Source organism: Devosia geojensis, assembly GCF_000969415.1.
GTDB lineage: Bacteria > Pseudomonadota > Alphaproteobacteria > Rhizobiales > Devosiaceae > Devosia > Devosia geojensis.
This window is the reverse complement of the sequence record NZ_JZEX01000057.1, coordinates 16,022-29,412: the sequence shown is the minus strand read 5'-3', so window position 1 is coordinate 29,412 and position 13,391 is coordinate 16,022. Positions and strand designations below refer to the sequence as shown.

Below are 13,391 nucleotides of genomic sequence, written 5' to 3'. Positions count from 1 at the left end.
GTGATGAACAAGGCCCAGGACACCATGCTCTACCTCGACGGCGTCTCGGTCGCCTTCGACGGGTTCAAGGCGTTGAACAACCTTTCGATCATCGTGCGCCCCGCCGAGATGCTAGCCATCATCGGTCCGAACGGGGCCGGCAAGACGACGATGATGGACATCATCACCGGCAAGACCCGGCCCGACGCCGGCGACGTCTATTTCGACGGCCGCACCGACCTCACCCGCCTCGACGAGGCGGCAATCGCCAATCTCGGCATCGGCCGCAAGTTCCAGAAGCCCACCGTCTTCGAGAGCCAAACCGTGTGGGACAACCTCGAGATGGCGCTGAAGAAGCCGCGCGGCATCTTCAGAACCCTGTTCTACTCCGCCAGCGGCGAGGACATCGCCCGCATCGAGGACATCCTCGATACCGTCCGCCTCGCCGACCGCAGGGACGATCTCGCCGCCGACCTCTCCCACGGCCAGAAGCAGTGGCTCGAGATCGGCATGCTGCTGGCACAGGACCCCAAGCTCCTCCTCGTCGACGAGCCCGTCGCCGGCATGACCGACGCCGAAACCGTCGAGACCGCCCGGCTCCTGAAGGAAATCGCCGAGACCCGCTCCGTCGTCGTGGTCGAGCACGACATGAGCTTCGTGCGCGACCTCGCCACCCGCGTCGTCTGCCTCGCCGAAGGCTCGGTGCTGGCCGAAGGCACCCTCGATCAGGTGAGCGCCAACCCCATCGTCATCGAGCGATACCTGGGACGCTGATCATGACCACAGCCCTTTCCATCGACGCCATCGACCTCCACTACGGCGCCGCCCAGGCGCTGAAGGGCGTCACCATCGAGTGCCCTCCCGGCCGCATCACCGCGGTCCTCGGCCGTAATGGCGTCGGCAAGTCCTCGACGCTGCGCGCCATCACCGGCATCAACCAGATCTCGGCCGGCGCCATCGTCTTCGGCGAGGCGACGCTCAAGAAGCTCCCGCCCTACAGGCGGGCCCGTATGGGCCTCGGCTACGTGCCGCAGGGCCGTGAGATCTTCCCGCTGCTGACGGTCAGGGAGAACCTCGAGACCGGCTATGCCGGCCTGCCCCGCGCCGAGCGGAACATCCCCGATTACATCTTCGAACTCTTCCCCGTGCTGAAAACCATGCTGTCGCGCCGCGGCGGCGACCTCTCGGGCGGCCAGCAGCAGCAGCTTGCCATCGGGCGCGCGCTGGTCACCCGACCCAAGGTGCTGGTGCTCGACGAGCCCACCGAAGGCATCCAACCCTCGATCATCAAGGATATCGGGCGCGCCCTGCAGTTCCTGCGCGACGAGAAGGGGATGACCATCCTCCTCGTCGAGCAATATCTCGATTTCTGCCGGCAGATCGCCGACGACATCTACGTCATGGACCGCGGCGAGATCCGCCACTCGGGGCCTGCAAGCGATCTCGACCAGCCCGACGTGCGCCGGCATCTGATGGTCTGAAAAAAACGCCCGGCCTCGGGGAGGTCGGGCGTCAGCATCCAGGGGAGGACGCTATTCTTATTCGGTCACCAGACCCGCATCGACGCAGGCCTGCAGGTCGATCGTGGTGAGATCGATCGTGGGCGTTTCAGCCTGGGCCATGCCGTCGGCCGGGGCGGCGTCGTCGCTGGCCTCATTGTCGCCGGGGTTCTCCACGACGCCATCGCCGGGCGATTCGTTAGCGGACTCAGACACCGACTCTCCGGCAGCCTGCAGGTCGTTGCAGTGCTCCTGGACAAGCGGAAGCTCGGCTTCCGGTATGACCGTGCCGTTGATCGAAGTCTGTGCAGCGGCGGGCCCTGCAAACATCATTGCGGCGGCTAGAGCGGCTGTGGACGCCAATACCTTGAATTGCATCTTTACTTCCTCTCCATTTATAGTTCTTCGCGGGTGCCTGCCCACCCGTTCAACGCCCGTCCCCGGCAATTGTTGCGTGCCGCGGGCGGCGGACGATCACGATTATTTTGACCTTTTCCTGGAACACGATGCACGCCGCCCTCAGCCAGCCGCCTGAGCCGTCTCCGCGCCTGCAACGCGCAAGCGGGGCCGGCCGCATCGCCGTCGGCACCCGTGACGGCCGCACCGTGCTCTCGACCCTCTACCAGGAGGGATGCGCCAAGATCCGTCTGCCCAACACCCATTCACCCGCGCTCGAGGCCGTGCTCATCAACACCGCCGGCGGCCTCACCGGCGGCGACGATCTTTCCTGGACCGTCGAGGCCGCCCCCGGCGCGCGCCTGGCGCTGACGACGCAGGCCTGCGAGCGCGTCTATCGCACCACCGGTCCCACCGCCCGCGTCGAGACGCGCCTGTCCGTCGGCGCCGGCGCCCATGTCGACTGGCTGCCGCAGGAGACCATCCTCTTCGAGAACTCCGCGCTCGACCGCCGCATCGAGATCGACCTCGACGAACGGGCGAGCCTCACCGCCATCGAGGCGATCCTGCTCGGGCGCGACGCTATGGGCGAGGAGGCGTGCCATGCGCGGCTCTCCGACAGCTGGCGCATCCGTCGCAAAGGCCGCCTCGTTCACGCCGAAGCGACCCGCCTTGCTGGGCATCCCGCATTCGAGCGCGACGCGCCATCGCTCCTTGCCGGCATGCGGGCCTTCGCCAGCCTCGTCCACATCGCCCCGGATGCCGAGCGCCGCCTGCCGGCCATCCGCGCCCGCCTTGCCGGCGATCCGCGCATCGCCGCCAGCGCCGAGGGCGAACGTCTCGTCATACGTGCCATGGCGCAAAGCGGGCTTGCCTTGCGCCGGATGATCGTTCCAATTGTTGCCGACCTTTCCGGCGCCGGGAGCCTCCCGCGCCTCTGGCACAGCTGACCCTAGAGAAAGCACCCATGAACCTCACGCCTCGGGAAAAAGACAAGCTTCTCATCGCCATGGCCGCCAACGTGGCGCGCCGGCGCCTCGAGCGCGGCGTCCGGCTCAACCACCCGGAAGCCATCGCCCTCATCACCGATTTCGTCGTCGAAGGCGCCCGCGACGGCCGCCCCGTCGCCGAGTTGATGGAGGCGGGCGCCCATGTCATCACCCGCGACCAGGTGATGGAAGGCATCCCCGAGATGATCCACGACGTGCAGGTGGAAGCCACCTTTCCCGACGGCACCAAGCTCGTCACCGTCCACCAGCCGATCCGCTAGAGGAAACCGCCATGCTCAAACGCAGCCTTCTCGCCACCGCCATCACCCTGGCCGCCACCCTGCCGGCCTTCGCCCATCTCGATCCAGGCGAGCACGGCTCGTTCGCGGCCGGCTTCACCCATCCGATCTTCGGGCTCGACCATGTGCTGGCCATGGTCGCGGTGGGTCTCTGGGCGGCGACCGTGGGTGGGCGCGCCATGATCGGCGTGCCGGCCGCATTCGTCGCCAGCATGGTCTTGGGCTTCGTGCTCGCGCTCAACGGCGCCGAGCTGCCCTTCGTCGAACCGGCGATCCTCGCCTCCGTCGTCGCCCTCGGTTTCCTCGTCGCCCTGGCGGTCCGGCTGCCCCTGCCCGCCGGCATGGCGATCGTCGCGGCTTTCGGCCTCTTCCACGGCTATGCCCATGGCGGCGAGATGGGTGCGGCAACGGCCTTCGAATACGGCGCCGGCTTTGCCGCGGCGACCGCGCTGCTCCACGTCGCCGGCATCGGCCTCGGGCTGCTGATCGGCCGCCTGCGCGGACGTCTCTCGGGCGGCATCGTGCGCGCGCTCGGCGCGGCGACCGGCCTTGCCGGCGTCTGGCTCGCGTTCGGAGGCTGAGATGATCCCCGGAGAAGTCCTGCCCAGGGCCGGCGACATCGAGCTCAACGCCGGCGCGCCGACGGTGACGCTCGAGGTCGCCAACACCGGCGACCGGCCGATCCAGGTCGGCTCGCACTACCATTTCTACGAGACCAATGCGGGCCTCGCCTTCGACCGGGAGAAGGCGCGCGGCATGCGCCTCGACATCGCCGCCGGCACCGCGGTGCGCTTCGAACCCGGACAGACGCGCGAAGTGACGCTCGTTCCCCTCTCGGGCGCGCGCATCGTCTACGGTTTCCAGCAGAAGATCATGGGACGGCTTTGATGACGACCAGGCAAGAAGAAGACTTCAAGGTGGTTCTGGCCACCTTGATCGACGACCTCCACAAGGCCGGCACCAAGGATGCCGAGGCCATGCTCCACGTTGGAGGCATCGCCTCCAACCTTTGCGGGCAGATCAAGGCGCGCAGCTGGAGCGAGGCCAAGCGGCGCATGACCCCCGCCGACCATGACCTCCTGCGGCGCGAATTCGCCGAGGCCGGCACCAGGCACCACCGCGAGGGCCGTCTCGTGCAGGCCTATGCCGTGCAGGCGCTGGGGACGTCGCTGGTCGCCGCCACGCGGTCGTCGCCGGAGGTGAGGCAGGGCGAGCAGCTGCTCGACGAGGTCATCGACAGAGCCCTCGCGCTCTACCGGCGTACCCGGAAAAAGAGCGCCTGAACCCGAACGGAGCCGGTGCCGCGCGAATGATGAGGCTCTCGACGATCGGTGCGGATTGTTGGACCGTCGGGCCGCAGGAAAAGGGACGGAGCGCCGCAGCGCCCCGCCCCACGTTTTCGTTCGCGTCCGGATCAGGCGCGATCGTCGACGTAGAGGGTCGCCGAGCCGTCCGTCTCGATCTGGATCGCCACTACGTCGACCGCCGAGAACCCCTCGGCCTCGAGCTTGGCGGTAAGGGTCGTGTTGGCCTCGACCTGCGACTGCAGGTCGGGGGCTCCCGCCTCGTTGGCCGCGAGCAGCGCATCGATCTCGGCGTCGGCGTCGACATCCACCGCGGCGGCCGAGCCGCTTTCCATCGTCGCGCCGGCCGCACCGCTCGCCTGCGCATCGGTCTCGGTGGTCGTATCGGTGCTGGTTTCGGTCTCGGTCGTGGTCGTCGTATCCGTCGTGGCGGCACCGCCAACGCCGCCGCTGGCCATGAGCTCGGACAGCTTCACGATCGTCACCTTGGATTCATCGGTCACCGGGCTCAGGTCCGTCTCGCCGGAAACGGTGGCGTTGAGCGCGGCGGAAAGATCGTCGATCGTCTTGTGCTCGCCCATTCCCGCATGGGCATCGGCGCCGGATTCCCCGGCGCCTGCCTCGACGCCGACACCGGCATCGACACCGACACCCGCGTCTTGCGCCATCGGCGCGATCGCGGTCGATGCCAGCAGAATGGAGGCAAGGGAGAGGGCAATCGTCTTGCTACGCATGGTCTGTCCTTTCGTAGTCCGGGTGCCCCCCGCCTGCCCCATCCAATGCACGCGCCGCCGCATGGTTGCCTCGCATTAAGCCCCTCGACCCGCGACCGTCTGTCGCCCACCCGCCTCACCTGAACCGGAGCCCGCCATGCCCGCCCGCATCTCCCGCGCGACCTACGCCGACATGTACGGCCCCACCACCGGCGACCGGCTGCGGCTGGCCGATACCGACCTCATCATCGAGGTCGAGAAGGATTTCACCACCTATGGCGAGGAGGTGAAGTTCGGCGGCGGCAAGGTGATCCGCGACGGCATGGGCCAGTCCCAGCGCACCCGAGCCGAGGGCGCGGTCGATACCGTCATCACCAACGCCCTCGTGGTCGACCATACCGGCATCTACAAGGCCGATATCGGCCTGAAGGAAGGCCGCATCGCCGGCATCGGCAAGGCCGGCAACCCGGACACCCAGCCCGGCGTCGACATCATCATCGGCCCCTCGACCGAAGCCATTGCCGGCGAGGGCAGGATCCTGACAGCGGGCGGCATGGACGCCCACATCCACTACATCTGCCCGCAGCAGATCGAGGAAGCGCTGATGAGCGGGGTCACCACCATGCTCGGCGGCGGCTCAGGCCCGGCCCATGGCACCCTCGCCACCACCTGCACCGGCGCCTGGCACATCGAGCGCATGATCGAGAGCTTCGATGCCTTCCCGATGAACCTGGCGCTCGCCGGCAAGGGCAATGCCTCCGTGCCCGCCCCGATCGAGGAAATGATCCTTGCCGGCGCCTGCGCCCTGAAGCTTCACGAGGACTGGGGCACGACCCCCGCCGCCATCGACAACTGCCTTTCCGTCGCCGACGCCTTCGACGTGCAGGTGATGATCCACACCGACACCTTGAACGAGAGCGGGTTCGTCGAGGACACCGTCGCCGCCTTCAAGGGCCGCACTATCCACGCCTTCCACACGGAAGGGGCCGGCGGCGGCCATGCGCCAGACATCATCAAGGTCGCGGGCCTGCCCAACGTCATCCCGTCCTCGACCAACCCGACGCGCCCCTATACCGGCAACACCATCGCCGAGCACCTCGATATGCTCATGGTCTGCCACCACCTCTCGCCCTCGATCCCCGAGGACGTCGCCTTCGCCGAAAGCCGCATCAGGAAGGAAACCATCGCCGCCGAGGACATCCTCCACGACATCGGCGCCTTCTCCATCATCTCGTCCGACAGCCAGGCCATGGGCCGGGTCGGCGAGGTGCTGATCCGCACCTGGCAGACGGCCGACAAGATGAAGAAGCAGCGCGGGAGCCTGCCCGAGGAGACCGGCGACAACGACAACTTCCGCGTCAAGCGCTACATCGCCAAGTACACGATCAACCCGGCCATCGCCCACGGCGTCAGCCAGCACATCGGCTCCATCGAAGTCGGCAAGCGCGCCGACCTCGTCCTCTGGAACCCCGCCTTCTTCGGCGTGAAGCCGGAAATGGTGCTGCTGGGCGGCTCCATCGCCGCAGCGCCCATGGGCGACCCCAACGCATCGATCCCGACGCCCCAGCCCATGCATTACCGCCCGATGTTCGCCGCCCACGGAAAGCTGCGCACCAGCTCCTCGGTCACCTTCGTCTCCAGGGCCGCCCACGAAGCGGGCCTGCGTAACCGCCTCGGCGTCGAAAAGCAGCTGCTGCCTGTGGAAAACACCCGCGGCGGCATCGGCAAAGCGGCCATGATCCACAATTCGGCGACCCCCCACATCGAGGTCGACCCCGAAACCTACGAAGTGCGCGCCGACGGCGTGCTCCTCACCTGCGAACCCGCCACGGTCCTCCCCATGGCGCAGCGCTATTTCCTGTTCTAACCCACACCGATGTCCATCCTGAGATGCAGCGCCAGCCGCAAGGCGTGTGAACGGAGGGTGAGAATGGGGTCAGGCGCCGCCGCCACTCACACAAACTGTCATCCCGGCGCAAGCCGGGACCCAGTAAACGACGCCGCTGATGCTCTTGCCGTGAAGCAGCATGAGCGCACCTCTCGCGCACAAAATCCTGACGCCAACAGGTACTGGATCCCGGCTTGCGCCGGAATGACAGCCGGTGGGTGGGGCACCATGCTGCCACAAGCACCAATACCCATCCCCGCAGGCACAAGCCGGCCCGCACACTAACCCGATACGTCACAGCCACCTCACGAAAGCAGTCGTCATGCAGGACCGGCGGATCGTCCTGGCCGTTGTGGCCCTCGGGCTCACCCAGATCATCGGCTGGGGCACGACCTTCAACCTGCCTGCGGTGCTGGGTCCGGCGATGGCGACCGATCTTGCCGTGTCGCTGCCCGCGATCATGGCCGGGCCGACCGTCATGCTCGTCACCATGGCCGCGACGTCCTGGGCGCTCGCCCCGCTCAACGAGCGCCACGGTCCGCACGCGGTGATGGCGGCCGGCTCCGCCATCGGCGCCGCCGGTCTTGCTCTCCTCGCCGTTTCGCCCAACGTCTTCGTCTACTATGCGGCCTGGCTGATCCTCGGCTTTGCCGGCACCGCCATGCTGACGACGGCCGCGCAGATCGCGCTCGCCCAGCTTGCCGGCGACAAGGCGCGCCAGGCGATCGGCGGCCTGATGCTGTTCGGCGGCCTCGCCACCACCGTTTCCTGGCCCGTCGCCAACGCGCTTTCCGGCGCCATCGGCTGGCGCGGCGTATGCCTCGTCTTCGCGCTCGCCCTTCTCCTCGTGTGCGTCCCCCTCCACTGGCGCGTGCTGCGCCGTCCGGCACCGGCCGCGGCCGGAACCGCGGGCGACGGCAAGCCGGTCCCCGCCGTCGACAGGACCGACTTCGCGCTGATGGCCGTCGCCATCGCCGCCAACGGCTTCGTCACCTGGGGCTTCTCGCTGACCATCATCATCCTCCTGACCGGCCGCGGCCTTGCAATCGACGTTGCCGTATCGACCGCCGCGATCATCGGCCTCATGCAGATCATCGCCCGGTTCATCGATTTCGCCGGCGGCCGGCGCTGGAGCAGCCTGCAGATCGGCCTTGCCGCCTCGGCCGCCCTGCCGCTGAGCTTCTGCATCCTCATCTTCGGCCAAGGCCTGCCGGCGGCGCTCGCTTTCGTCGTGGTCTACGGGCTCGCCGGCGGCATGCTGGCCGTCGCCCGCGCGACCATTCCGCTGCACTTCTTTCCGCCGGGCGCCTATGCCCGCGCCTCCGCCCAGCTGGCCGGCCCCCTGAACCTCGCCTTCGCCGCCGCGCCTCCGGCCTTCGCCGCCATCCTCGCGAGCCTCGGCGCCGAGGCCGCTCTCACGATCGCCTTCGCCATGTCGCTCGTCGGTTTCGGCGCCCTCGCCTGCCTGTCCCTGCGCCGCCGGCCGGCGTGAGGAGCCCATGGCGCGGCGTGATTTCCTGATCTAAGCTGCTGTTATTGCGGCGATCCCGCCGTCTTGGGGCAATCGGAAATGATCTACCTGTTCGCGCTTCTCATCGGCGTCGTTGCCGGTCTTCGCGCCTTCACGGCGCCTGCGGCGGTAAGCTGGGCCGCCGCCATCGGCTGGATCGACCTTTCGGGCACGTGGGCCGCCTTCATGGGCGCCACCATTACGCCCTGGATCCTGACCCTCGCCGCCCTCGCCGAACTCGTCGGCGACAAGCTGCCCAATACTCCGAGCCGCAAGGTGCCGATGCAGTTCGGCGCCCGCATCCTCATGGGCGCCTTCAGCGGCGCGGTGCTCGGGCTTGTCGGCGGTGAATGGATCGGCGGGCTCGTAGCCGGCGCCGTGGGCGCGGTGATCGGCACGCTGGGCGGCGCTGCGGTGCGCTCCCGCCTCGCGGCCGCCTTCGGGCGCGACCTGCCGGCCGCCCTCATCGAGGATGTCGTCGCCATCGTCGCGGCCATCCTCATCGTCATGTGGGTCGTCTGAGCATCGATCCCGCTGGTCTGGGCGGCAACCCTGCGCTAGGTTCGGCGCAAGGAGAACAAAAGCTTGATCTACGTCATAGCCACCGTCCGCATCCGCCCGGACGCGCTTGAAGCCTATGCCGGCATCGCCCACCCGGCGGTCGCCGCCGCGCGCGGCGAACCCGGCTGCATCCGCTTCGACCTCGGCGCCAGCCTCACCGACCCGCAGGTGCTGATCTTCATCCAGCAGTGGGAGACCCGCGAGGCGTTCTACGCCCATTTCGATGCTCCGCACACCGCCGCATTCCGCGAGGCGATCAAGCCGCTGGTCACCGACGCCACGGTCGAAATCGTCCATCCGGATCGTGTCGAGGTCCTCTAGGCTGTGTGGGCAACACACGCGCGTCACAGTTCTTGACGAGCCTTCGAATCGCGCCCGCCATTGATTGCAAAGGATACGCCATGCCGACGATCCCCCGTTCCGCCAAGTCCGCCCTGCCCGCCCTCGCCGCCGTCGTGCTGCTCGGCGCTTCGGCCCACGCCCAGCCGGCCATCGCCGTGCAGTCGACGGTCGTCCTCACCCTCGGCACCGACGGCGACGCCGAAAAGCGCGTCATCCGCTACGAGTGCGAGGGGCTGGAGCCGTTCGCGGTCGAATACATCAACGCCCGGCCCAATTTCCTGGCGCTGGTTCCGGTCGAGGGCGAGACGCTGATCTTCTCCGCAGTGCTCTCCGCCTCGGGCGCCCGCTATGCCTCGGGCAGCTGGGAGTGGTGGACCTCGGGCCCCGAAGCGAGCCTGCGCGACCTGACCCAGGGTCCCGACGCCGAGCCCGTCGCCACCTGCCTCGAGTTCACCGAGACGCCTTGAATTGGTGTGTCGGGATTCAGGTCAGGCTGAGGCGAAAATGACTGTTTTCGAGAACCGGAGCGCGGCGTACGTTGAGTATGTGAGCACCGGAACCGCAGCGAACGGTCATTTGCAGCCCGGCATCACCTGAAGGTCGACGCACCTATGGAGTCCCTGCCGCTCACCGACCAGCTCTTTCCTCATATCCGCATCGTCATGGGGATGGTGATCGGCCTCGGCATCACGCGCATTCTGATGGGCATCGCCGGCCTCGTTCAGCACCCCAACCGGGCGAAGGTATCGCTCATCCATATCCTCTGGGCGGTCTCGATCCTCATCGAGCTCGTCTTCTACTGGTGGTGGCAATTCGCGCTCTTTGCCGTTCACGAGTGGAATTTCGCCCTTTTTCTCTTCGTCGTCGGCTATGCCGTCGTGCTCTTCCTCATGGCCGCGCTCCTCTTTCCGGATAGCCTTGCCGAATACAAGGGTTACGAGGATTTCTTCCTGAAGCGCCGCAAATGGTTCTTCGCCCTTTTCGGTCTCACCTTCGTCTTCGATCTCATCGATTCCATGGTCAAGGGCGAGGCGCACTTCGCCCGCTTCGGCTACGAATACTACGTGCAGACGCCCATCTGCGTCGCGCTCAGCCTCTTTGCCATGTGGAACGGCAGCCCGCGCTTCCACCTCGCGCTCGTCATCGTCCACCTCGTCTACCAGGCGTCGTGGATCCTGAGGCTCTTCTACACCTTCAACTGAACCGCTATGGTCTTGCATGAGTTAGCAGAAACCATCCCGCTCACCCGCTGTCATCCCGGCGAAAGCCGGGACCCAGTAAACGGCGCGGGAGCGGTTCTTGCCGCGTGTCGTCGGTAGCATCATCGATGCACGAGCCGAAGGGACCGGTGAGTACTGGATCCCGGCTTTCGCCGGGATGACAGTAGTGCCGGTAGAACCCCACCCAATCGGAATAAGGAAAGCTATGCTCCGTGCCACCGCCCACCTGCCCGCCGGCCACGGCCGCGGCACCCCCTTCGATCTCGTCGTCCTCGCCCATGACGAGCGGCGCCTGCGCCGCAAGCTCCTCACGCTCGCCCAAGGCGACGAGGTGCTGGTCGATTTCCGCGAGACCGTCACTCTCGACCATCGCGGCGCGCTCGTGCTCGAAGACGGCCGCCTCGTCGAGGTCGTCGCCGCCGAGGAACGACTGCACGAGGTGCGCGGGCGCGACCACGAGCACCTGATGCGCCTCGCCTGGCACATCGGCAACCGCCACACACCGGCCCAGCTCGAGAGCGGCCGTATCCTCATCCAGCGCGACCATGTGCTGAAGAACATGCTCGAAGGCCTCGGCGCAGCCGTAAGCGACGTGACCGAGCCGTTCTCTCCCGAGCACGGCGCCTATCATTCGCACAGCCACGGCCACGCCGACGCCGGCCACGCCCTCCTCTACCGCAAATGACCGACCCCGCCGCGCTGCAGCGGCTGCTGACCTGGCTCTCCCCCGCCTTTCCGGTCGGAGGATTCGCCTGGTCGGCCGGGTTGGAGACAGCCATCGTCGAAGGCCCGGTCAGGGACGCCGCGGCAACCCGCGCATGGATCGAGGGGAACCTGCGTCACGGCTCCATCCACACCGACGCCATCCTTCTCGCCCACGCCCATCGCGGCCTCGTCGAGCCGCAAACCCTGCGCGACCTCGCCGATCTCTGCCTCGCCCTGACACCTGCTCGGGAGCGGCGCCAGGAAGTGCTCGCCATGGGCGAGGCGTTCGTCGCGGCCGCCCGCGCCTGGCCCTCGCCGCATTACGCGGCCCTGCCCTCGCCCTGCCCCTACCCCGTCGCCGTCGCCGCCGTCGCCGCCGCCCACGGCATCGAAGCGCAGGACACCCTCCTCGCCTTCCTCACCGCTGCCGTCCAGGCGCAGGTCTCCGTCGCCGTGCGGCTCGTGCCCATCGGCCAGAGCGAGGGCCTCGCCATCCAGGCTGCCCTCGAGCCGGTGATCGCGGCGGAAGCCGAGGCCGCGCAACATGCCGCACTTGCGGATATCGGGGGGATCGCCTACGCCAGTGATGTCGCGCAGATGCGCCACGAAACGCTGCCTACGAGGATCTTCCGGTCATGAGCATGCTCGTTTCCTCGCTCCTGTTCATCGCGCTCCTGGCGGTCAGCGTCGCGCACTTCCTCTGGTCGCTCGGCCGCACATGGCCCATCCGCGACGAGAAGCTGCTGGCCCAAACCGTGGTCGGCTTCAAGGACGTCGAGCGCATGCCTCCGCGCCTCGCCTCGTTCGCGCTCGCCGTCGCGATCCTCGCCGCCGGCATCCTCGCGCTGGCCCTCGCCGACCATGACGCCGGCGGCCTCGGCCTGACGCTGCTCGGTCTCGTCCCCGCGGCCGTCTTCCTCGCACGCGGCATCGTCGGCTACACGCCCTGGTGGGCTGCCCTGACACCCGAGCCCAACTTCCGCCTCAACGACGCGCGCGTCTATTCCCCGCTCTGCATCGCCCTGGGCCTCGGTTTTCTGACACTCGTCGGCCTGCGGCTAGTATGAATATCGGGGGATCCTGCTCAGATGCTCAGTTTGGCACGAGATCGATCCCATTCACCGGGGTCATCCCCGCGAAAGCAGGGACCTCCGTTTCCTTCCATCAACTGGTAAACTGAGGTTCCCGCTTTCGCGGGAATGACCCGGTGGAGGCGGATACTTTCGGACCCGCCTCAATTCCAACGGACTAGGTGCAAACACCTCGAAGGAAAGAACAGATGAAATCCCTCAACGGCCCCCTGCGCATCGGCATCGGCGGCCCCGTCGGCTCCGGCAAGACGACGCTCTGCGAGATGCTCCTGAAAGCGCTGCGCGAGCGCTATTCCATGGCCGTCGTCACCAACGACATCTATACGCAGGAAGACGCCCTGATCCTCGCCCGCGCCCAGGCGATCTCCGAGGACCGGATCGTCGGCGTCGAAACGGGCGGCTGCCCGCACACGGCAATCCGCGAGGACGCCTCCCTCAACCTCGCCGCCATCGACGAGTTGAACCGCAAGTTTCCGGACCTCGATATCGTTCTCATCGAATCCGGCGGCGACAACCTCGCCGCGACCTTCTCGCCCGATCTCGCCGACATGACCCTCTACGTCATCTCCGTCGCGCAGGGCGAAAAGGTGCCGCGCAAGGGCGGCCCTGCCATCTCCCGCTCGGACCTGCTGATCGTCACCCACACCGACCTCGCCCCCTATGTCGGCGCCAGCCTCGAAGTAATGGAATCCGACACGCAAAAGGTCCGCGAAGGCCGCCCCTATGTCTTCACCGACCTGCTGCGGCGCGAGGGCCTCGACGAGATCATCGCCTATATCGAGAAGGCCGGCGGCCTGCGCACGGCTAACGCGGCGGAGTAGCCACAAGTCCGGCAGCGGCTCACGCATCGCCACATCCTTACCCGCGGCGCTACTGTGGGTGAGCACCACTTCAT

Annotated in this window: 19 protein-coding genes; 17 read left to right on the top strand and 2 right to left on the bottom strand. The window is 67.4% G+C overall.

Annotation, left to right across the window (positions count from 1 at the left end; translation table 11 throughout):
• Nucleotides 1–3: 3 nt before the first annotated feature.
• Both urtD and urtE read left to right on the top strand, forming a co-directional pair.
• Nucleotides 4–753, top strand: coding sequence for an urea ABC transporter ATP-binding protein UrtD (gene urtD / locus VE25_RS05185; RefSeq protein ID WP_046107534.1), 750 nt, complete (start codon nt 4–6; stop codon nt 751–753).
• A gap of 2 nt (nt 754–755) precedes the next feature.
• Complete coding sequence (gene urtE / locus VE25_RS05180; RefSeq protein WP_046107533.1) at nt 756–1,460, top strand: urea ABC transporter ATP-binding subunit UrtE; 705 nt, start codon at nt 756–758, stop codon at nt 1,458–1,460.
• 57 nt (nt 1,461–1,517) lie between these two features.
• On the opposite strand, the gene VE25_RS05175 is transcribed toward urtE, so the two are convergent.
• On the bottom strand, nt 1,518–1,856 hold the full coding sequence (locus tag VE25_RS05175) for a hypothetical protein (protein WP_046107532.1): 339 nt from the start codon (nt 1,854–1,856) through the stop codon (nt 1,518–1,520).
• A 128-nt stretch (nt 1,857–1,984) separates the two neighbouring features.
• Between VE25_RS05175 and VE25_RS05170 the strand changes: the two genes are divergently transcribed.
• The 5 genes from VE25_RS05170 to VE25_RS05150 are packed head-to-tail and all read left to right on the top strand — an operon-like array spanning nt 1,985 to nt 4,445.
• Nucleotides 1,985–2,824: an urease accessory protein UreD gene (locus VE25_RS05170; protein ID WP_046107531.1), complete on the top strand. Its 840-nt coding sequence runs from the start codon at nt 1,985–1,987 to the stop codon at nt 2,822–2,824.
• A 17-nt stretch (nt 2,825–2,841) separates the two neighbouring features.
• On the top strand, nt 2,842–3,144 hold the full coding sequence (locus tag VE25_RS05165) for an urease subunit gamma (protein WP_046107530.1): 303 nt from the start codon (nt 2,842–2,844) through the stop codon (nt 3,142–3,144).
• A gap of 11 nt (nt 3,145–3,155) precedes the next feature.
• Nucleotides 3,156–3,743, top strand: a complete 588-nt coding sequence (locus VE25_RS05160) for a HupE/UreJ family protein (protein WP_046107529.1) — start codon at nt 3,156–3,158, stop codon at nt 3,741–3,743.
• A 1-nt stretch (nt 3,744) separates the two neighbouring features.
• On the top strand, nt 3,745–4,050 hold the full coding sequence (locus tag VE25_RS05155) for an urease subunit beta (protein WP_046107528.1): 306 nt from the start codon (nt 3,745–3,747) through the stop codon (nt 4,048–4,050).
• The gene (locus VE25_RS05150) at nt 4,050–4,445 is read left to right on the top strand and encodes a hypothetical protein (protein WP_046107527.1); all 396 of its coding nucleotides are present in this window, start codon (nt 4,050–4,052) and stop codon (nt 4,443–4,445) included. Before VE25_RS05155 ends, VE25_RS05150 begins: the two co-directional genes overlap by 1 nt.
• A 131-nt stretch (nt 4,446–4,576) precedes the next feature.
• Here the strand turns inward: VE25_RS05150 and VE25_RS05145 are convergent, their stop codons facing one another.
• Nucleotides 4,577–5,200 carry a hypothetical protein gene (locus VE25_RS05145; RefSeq protein WP_046107526.1) on the bottom strand — a complete coding sequence of 208 codons (624 nt, stop codon included), beginning with the start codon at nt 5,198–5,200 and terminating at the stop codon, nt 4,577–4,579.
• 136 nt (nt 5,201–5,336) lie between these two features.
• Here VE25_RS05145 and ureC point away from each other — a divergent pair, with 136 nt between their 5' ends.
• The 10 genes from ureC (at nt 5,337) to ureG (ending at nt 13,317) form a co-directional block, all read left to right on the top strand.
• Nucleotides 5,337–7,046, top strand: coding sequence for an urease subunit alpha (gene ureC, locus VE25_RS05140; RefSeq protein ID WP_046107525.1), 1,710 nt, complete (start codon nt 5,337–5,339; stop codon nt 7,044–7,046).
• A gap of 343 nt (nt 7,047–7,389) precedes the next feature.
• Nucleotides 7,390–8,559, top strand: a complete 1,170-nt coding sequence (locus VE25_RS05135) for an MFS transporter (protein WP_046107524.1) — start codon at nt 7,390–7,392, stop codon at nt 8,557–8,559.
• Between the two features lie 78 nt (nt 8,560–8,637).
• Nucleotides 8,638–9,099, top strand: a complete 462-nt coding sequence (locus VE25_RS05130) for a membrane protein (RefSeq protein ID WP_046107523.1) — start codon at nt 8,638–8,640, stop codon at nt 9,097–9,099.
• 63 nt (nt 9,100–9,162) lie between these two features.
• Complete coding sequence (locus VE25_RS05125) at nt 9,163–9,459, top strand: putative quinol monooxygenase (RefSeq protein ID WP_052731735.1); 297 nt, start codon at nt 9,163–9,165, stop codon at nt 9,457–9,459.
• A gap of 80 nt (nt 9,460–9,539) precedes the next feature.
• Nucleotides 9,540–9,947, top strand: coding sequence for an MliC family protein (locus VE25_RS05120; protein WP_052731734.1), 408 nt, complete (start codon nt 9,540–9,542; stop codon nt 9,945–9,947).
• Between the two features lie 144 nt (nt 9,948–10,091).
• The gene (locus tag VE25_RS05115; protein ID WP_046107522.1) at nt 10,092–10,682 is read left to right on the top strand and encodes a hypothetical protein; all 591 of its coding nucleotides are present in this window, start codon (nt 10,092–10,094) and stop codon (nt 10,680–10,682) included.
• Nucleotides 10,683–10,905: 223 nt separating this feature from the next.
• The gene (locus VE25_RS05110) at nt 10,906–11,385 is read left to right on the top strand and encodes an urease accessory protein UreE (RefSeq protein ID WP_046107521.1); all 480 of its coding nucleotides are present in this window, start codon (nt 10,906–10,908) and stop codon (nt 11,383–11,385) included.
• Nucleotides 11,382–12,044: an urease accessory protein UreF gene (locus VE25_RS05105; protein ID WP_046107520.1), complete on the top strand. Its 663-nt coding sequence runs from the start codon at nt 11,382–11,384 to the stop codon at nt 12,042–12,044. Before VE25_RS05110 ends, VE25_RS05105 begins: the two co-directional genes overlap by 4 nt.
• A complete protein-coding gene (locus VE25_RS05100; RefSeq protein WP_046107519.1) occupies nt 12,041–12,472 on the top strand; it encodes a DUF3995 domain-containing protein in 432 nt (143 codons plus the stop codon). The genes VE25_RS05105 and VE25_RS05100 overlap by 4 nt, the downstream gene beginning before the upstream one ends.
• A 212-nt stretch (nt 12,473–12,684) precedes the next feature.
• Nucleotides 12,685–13,317 (top strand): urease accessory protein UreG, encoded by a 633-nt coding sequence (gene ureG / locus VE25_RS05095; protein WP_046107518.1) that lies wholly within the window; start codon nt 12,685–12,687, stop codon nt 13,315–13,317.
• Nucleotides 13,318–13,391 lie beyond the last annotated feature (74 nt).

What these genes read in the sequence shown, in the direction of transcription:
- VE25_RS05135 (WP_046107524.1), top strand. Translation starts at nt 7,390, where the DNA reads ATGCAGGACCGGCGGATCGTCCTGGCCGTTGTGGCCCTCGGGCTCACC.
- ureC (WP_046107525.1), top strand. Translation starts at nt 5,337, where the DNA reads ATGCCCGCCCGCATCTCCCGCGCGACCTACGCCGACATGTACGGCCCC.
- VE25_RS05165 (WP_046107530.1), top strand. Translation starts at nt 2,842, where the DNA reads ATGAACCTCACGCCTCGGGAAAAAGACAAGCTTCTCATCGCCATGGCC.
- VE25_RS05170 (WP_046107531.1), top strand. Translation starts at nt 1,985, where the DNA reads ATGCACGCCGCCCTCAGCCAGCCGCCTGAGCCGTCTCCGCGCCTGCAA.
- VE25_RS05145 (WP_046107526.1), bottom strand. Translation starts at nt 5,200, where the DNA reads ATGCGTAGCAAGACGATTGCCCTCTCCCTTGCCTCCATTCTGCTGGCA.
- ureG (WP_046107518.1), top strand. Translation starts at nt 12,685, where the DNA reads ATGAAATCCCTCAACGGCCCCCTGCGCATCGGCATCGGCGGCCCCGTC.
- VE25_RS05150 (WP_046107527.1), top strand. Translation starts at nt 4,050, where the DNA reads ATGACGACCAGGCAAGAAGAAGACTTCAAGGTGGTTCTGGCCACCTTG.
- VE25_RS05110 (WP_046107521.1), top strand. Translation starts at nt 10,906, where the DNA reads ATGCTCCGTGCCACCGCCCACCTGCCCGCCGGCCACGGCCGCGGCACC.
- VE25_RS05130 (WP_046107523.1), top strand. Translation starts at nt 8,638, where the DNA reads ATGATCTACCTGTTCGCGCTTCTCATCGGCGTCGTTGCCGGTCTTCGC.
- VE25_RS05100 (WP_046107519.1), top strand. Translation starts at nt 12,041, where the DNA reads ATGAGCATGCTCGTTTCCTCGCTCCTGTTCATCGCGCTCCTGGCGGTC.
- VE25_RS05105 (WP_046107520.1), top strand. Translation starts at nt 11,382, where the DNA reads ATGACCGACCCCGCCGCGCTGCAGCGGCTGCTGACCTGGCTCTCCCCC.
- VE25_RS05115 (WP_046107522.1), top strand. Translation starts at nt 10,092, where the DNA reads ATGGAGTCCCTGCCGCTCACCGACCAGCTCTTTCCTCATATCCGCATC.
- VE25_RS05155 (WP_046107528.1), top strand. Translation starts at nt 3,745, where the DNA reads ATGATCCCCGGAGAAGTCCTGCCCAGGGCCGGCGACATCGAGCTCAAC.
- urtE (WP_046107533.1), top strand. Translation starts at nt 756, where the DNA reads ATGACCACAGCCCTTTCCATCGACGCCATCGACCTCCACTACGGCGCC.
- VE25_RS05160 (WP_046107529.1), top strand. Translation starts at nt 3,156, where the DNA reads ATGCTCAAACGCAGCCTTCTCGCCACCGCCATCACCCTGGCCGCCACC.
- VE25_RS05120 (WP_052731734.1), top strand. Translation starts at nt 9,540, where the DNA reads ATGCCGACGATCCCCCGTTCCGCCAAGTCCGCCCTGCCCGCCCTCGCC.
- VE25_RS05175 (WP_046107532.1), bottom strand. Translation starts at nt 1,856, where the DNA reads ATGCAATTCAAGGTATTGGCGTCCACAGCCGCTCTAGCCGCCGCAATG.
- urtD (WP_046107534.1), top strand. Translation starts at nt 4, where the DNA reads ATGAACAAGGCCCAGGACACCATGCTCTACCTCGACGGCGTCTCGGTC.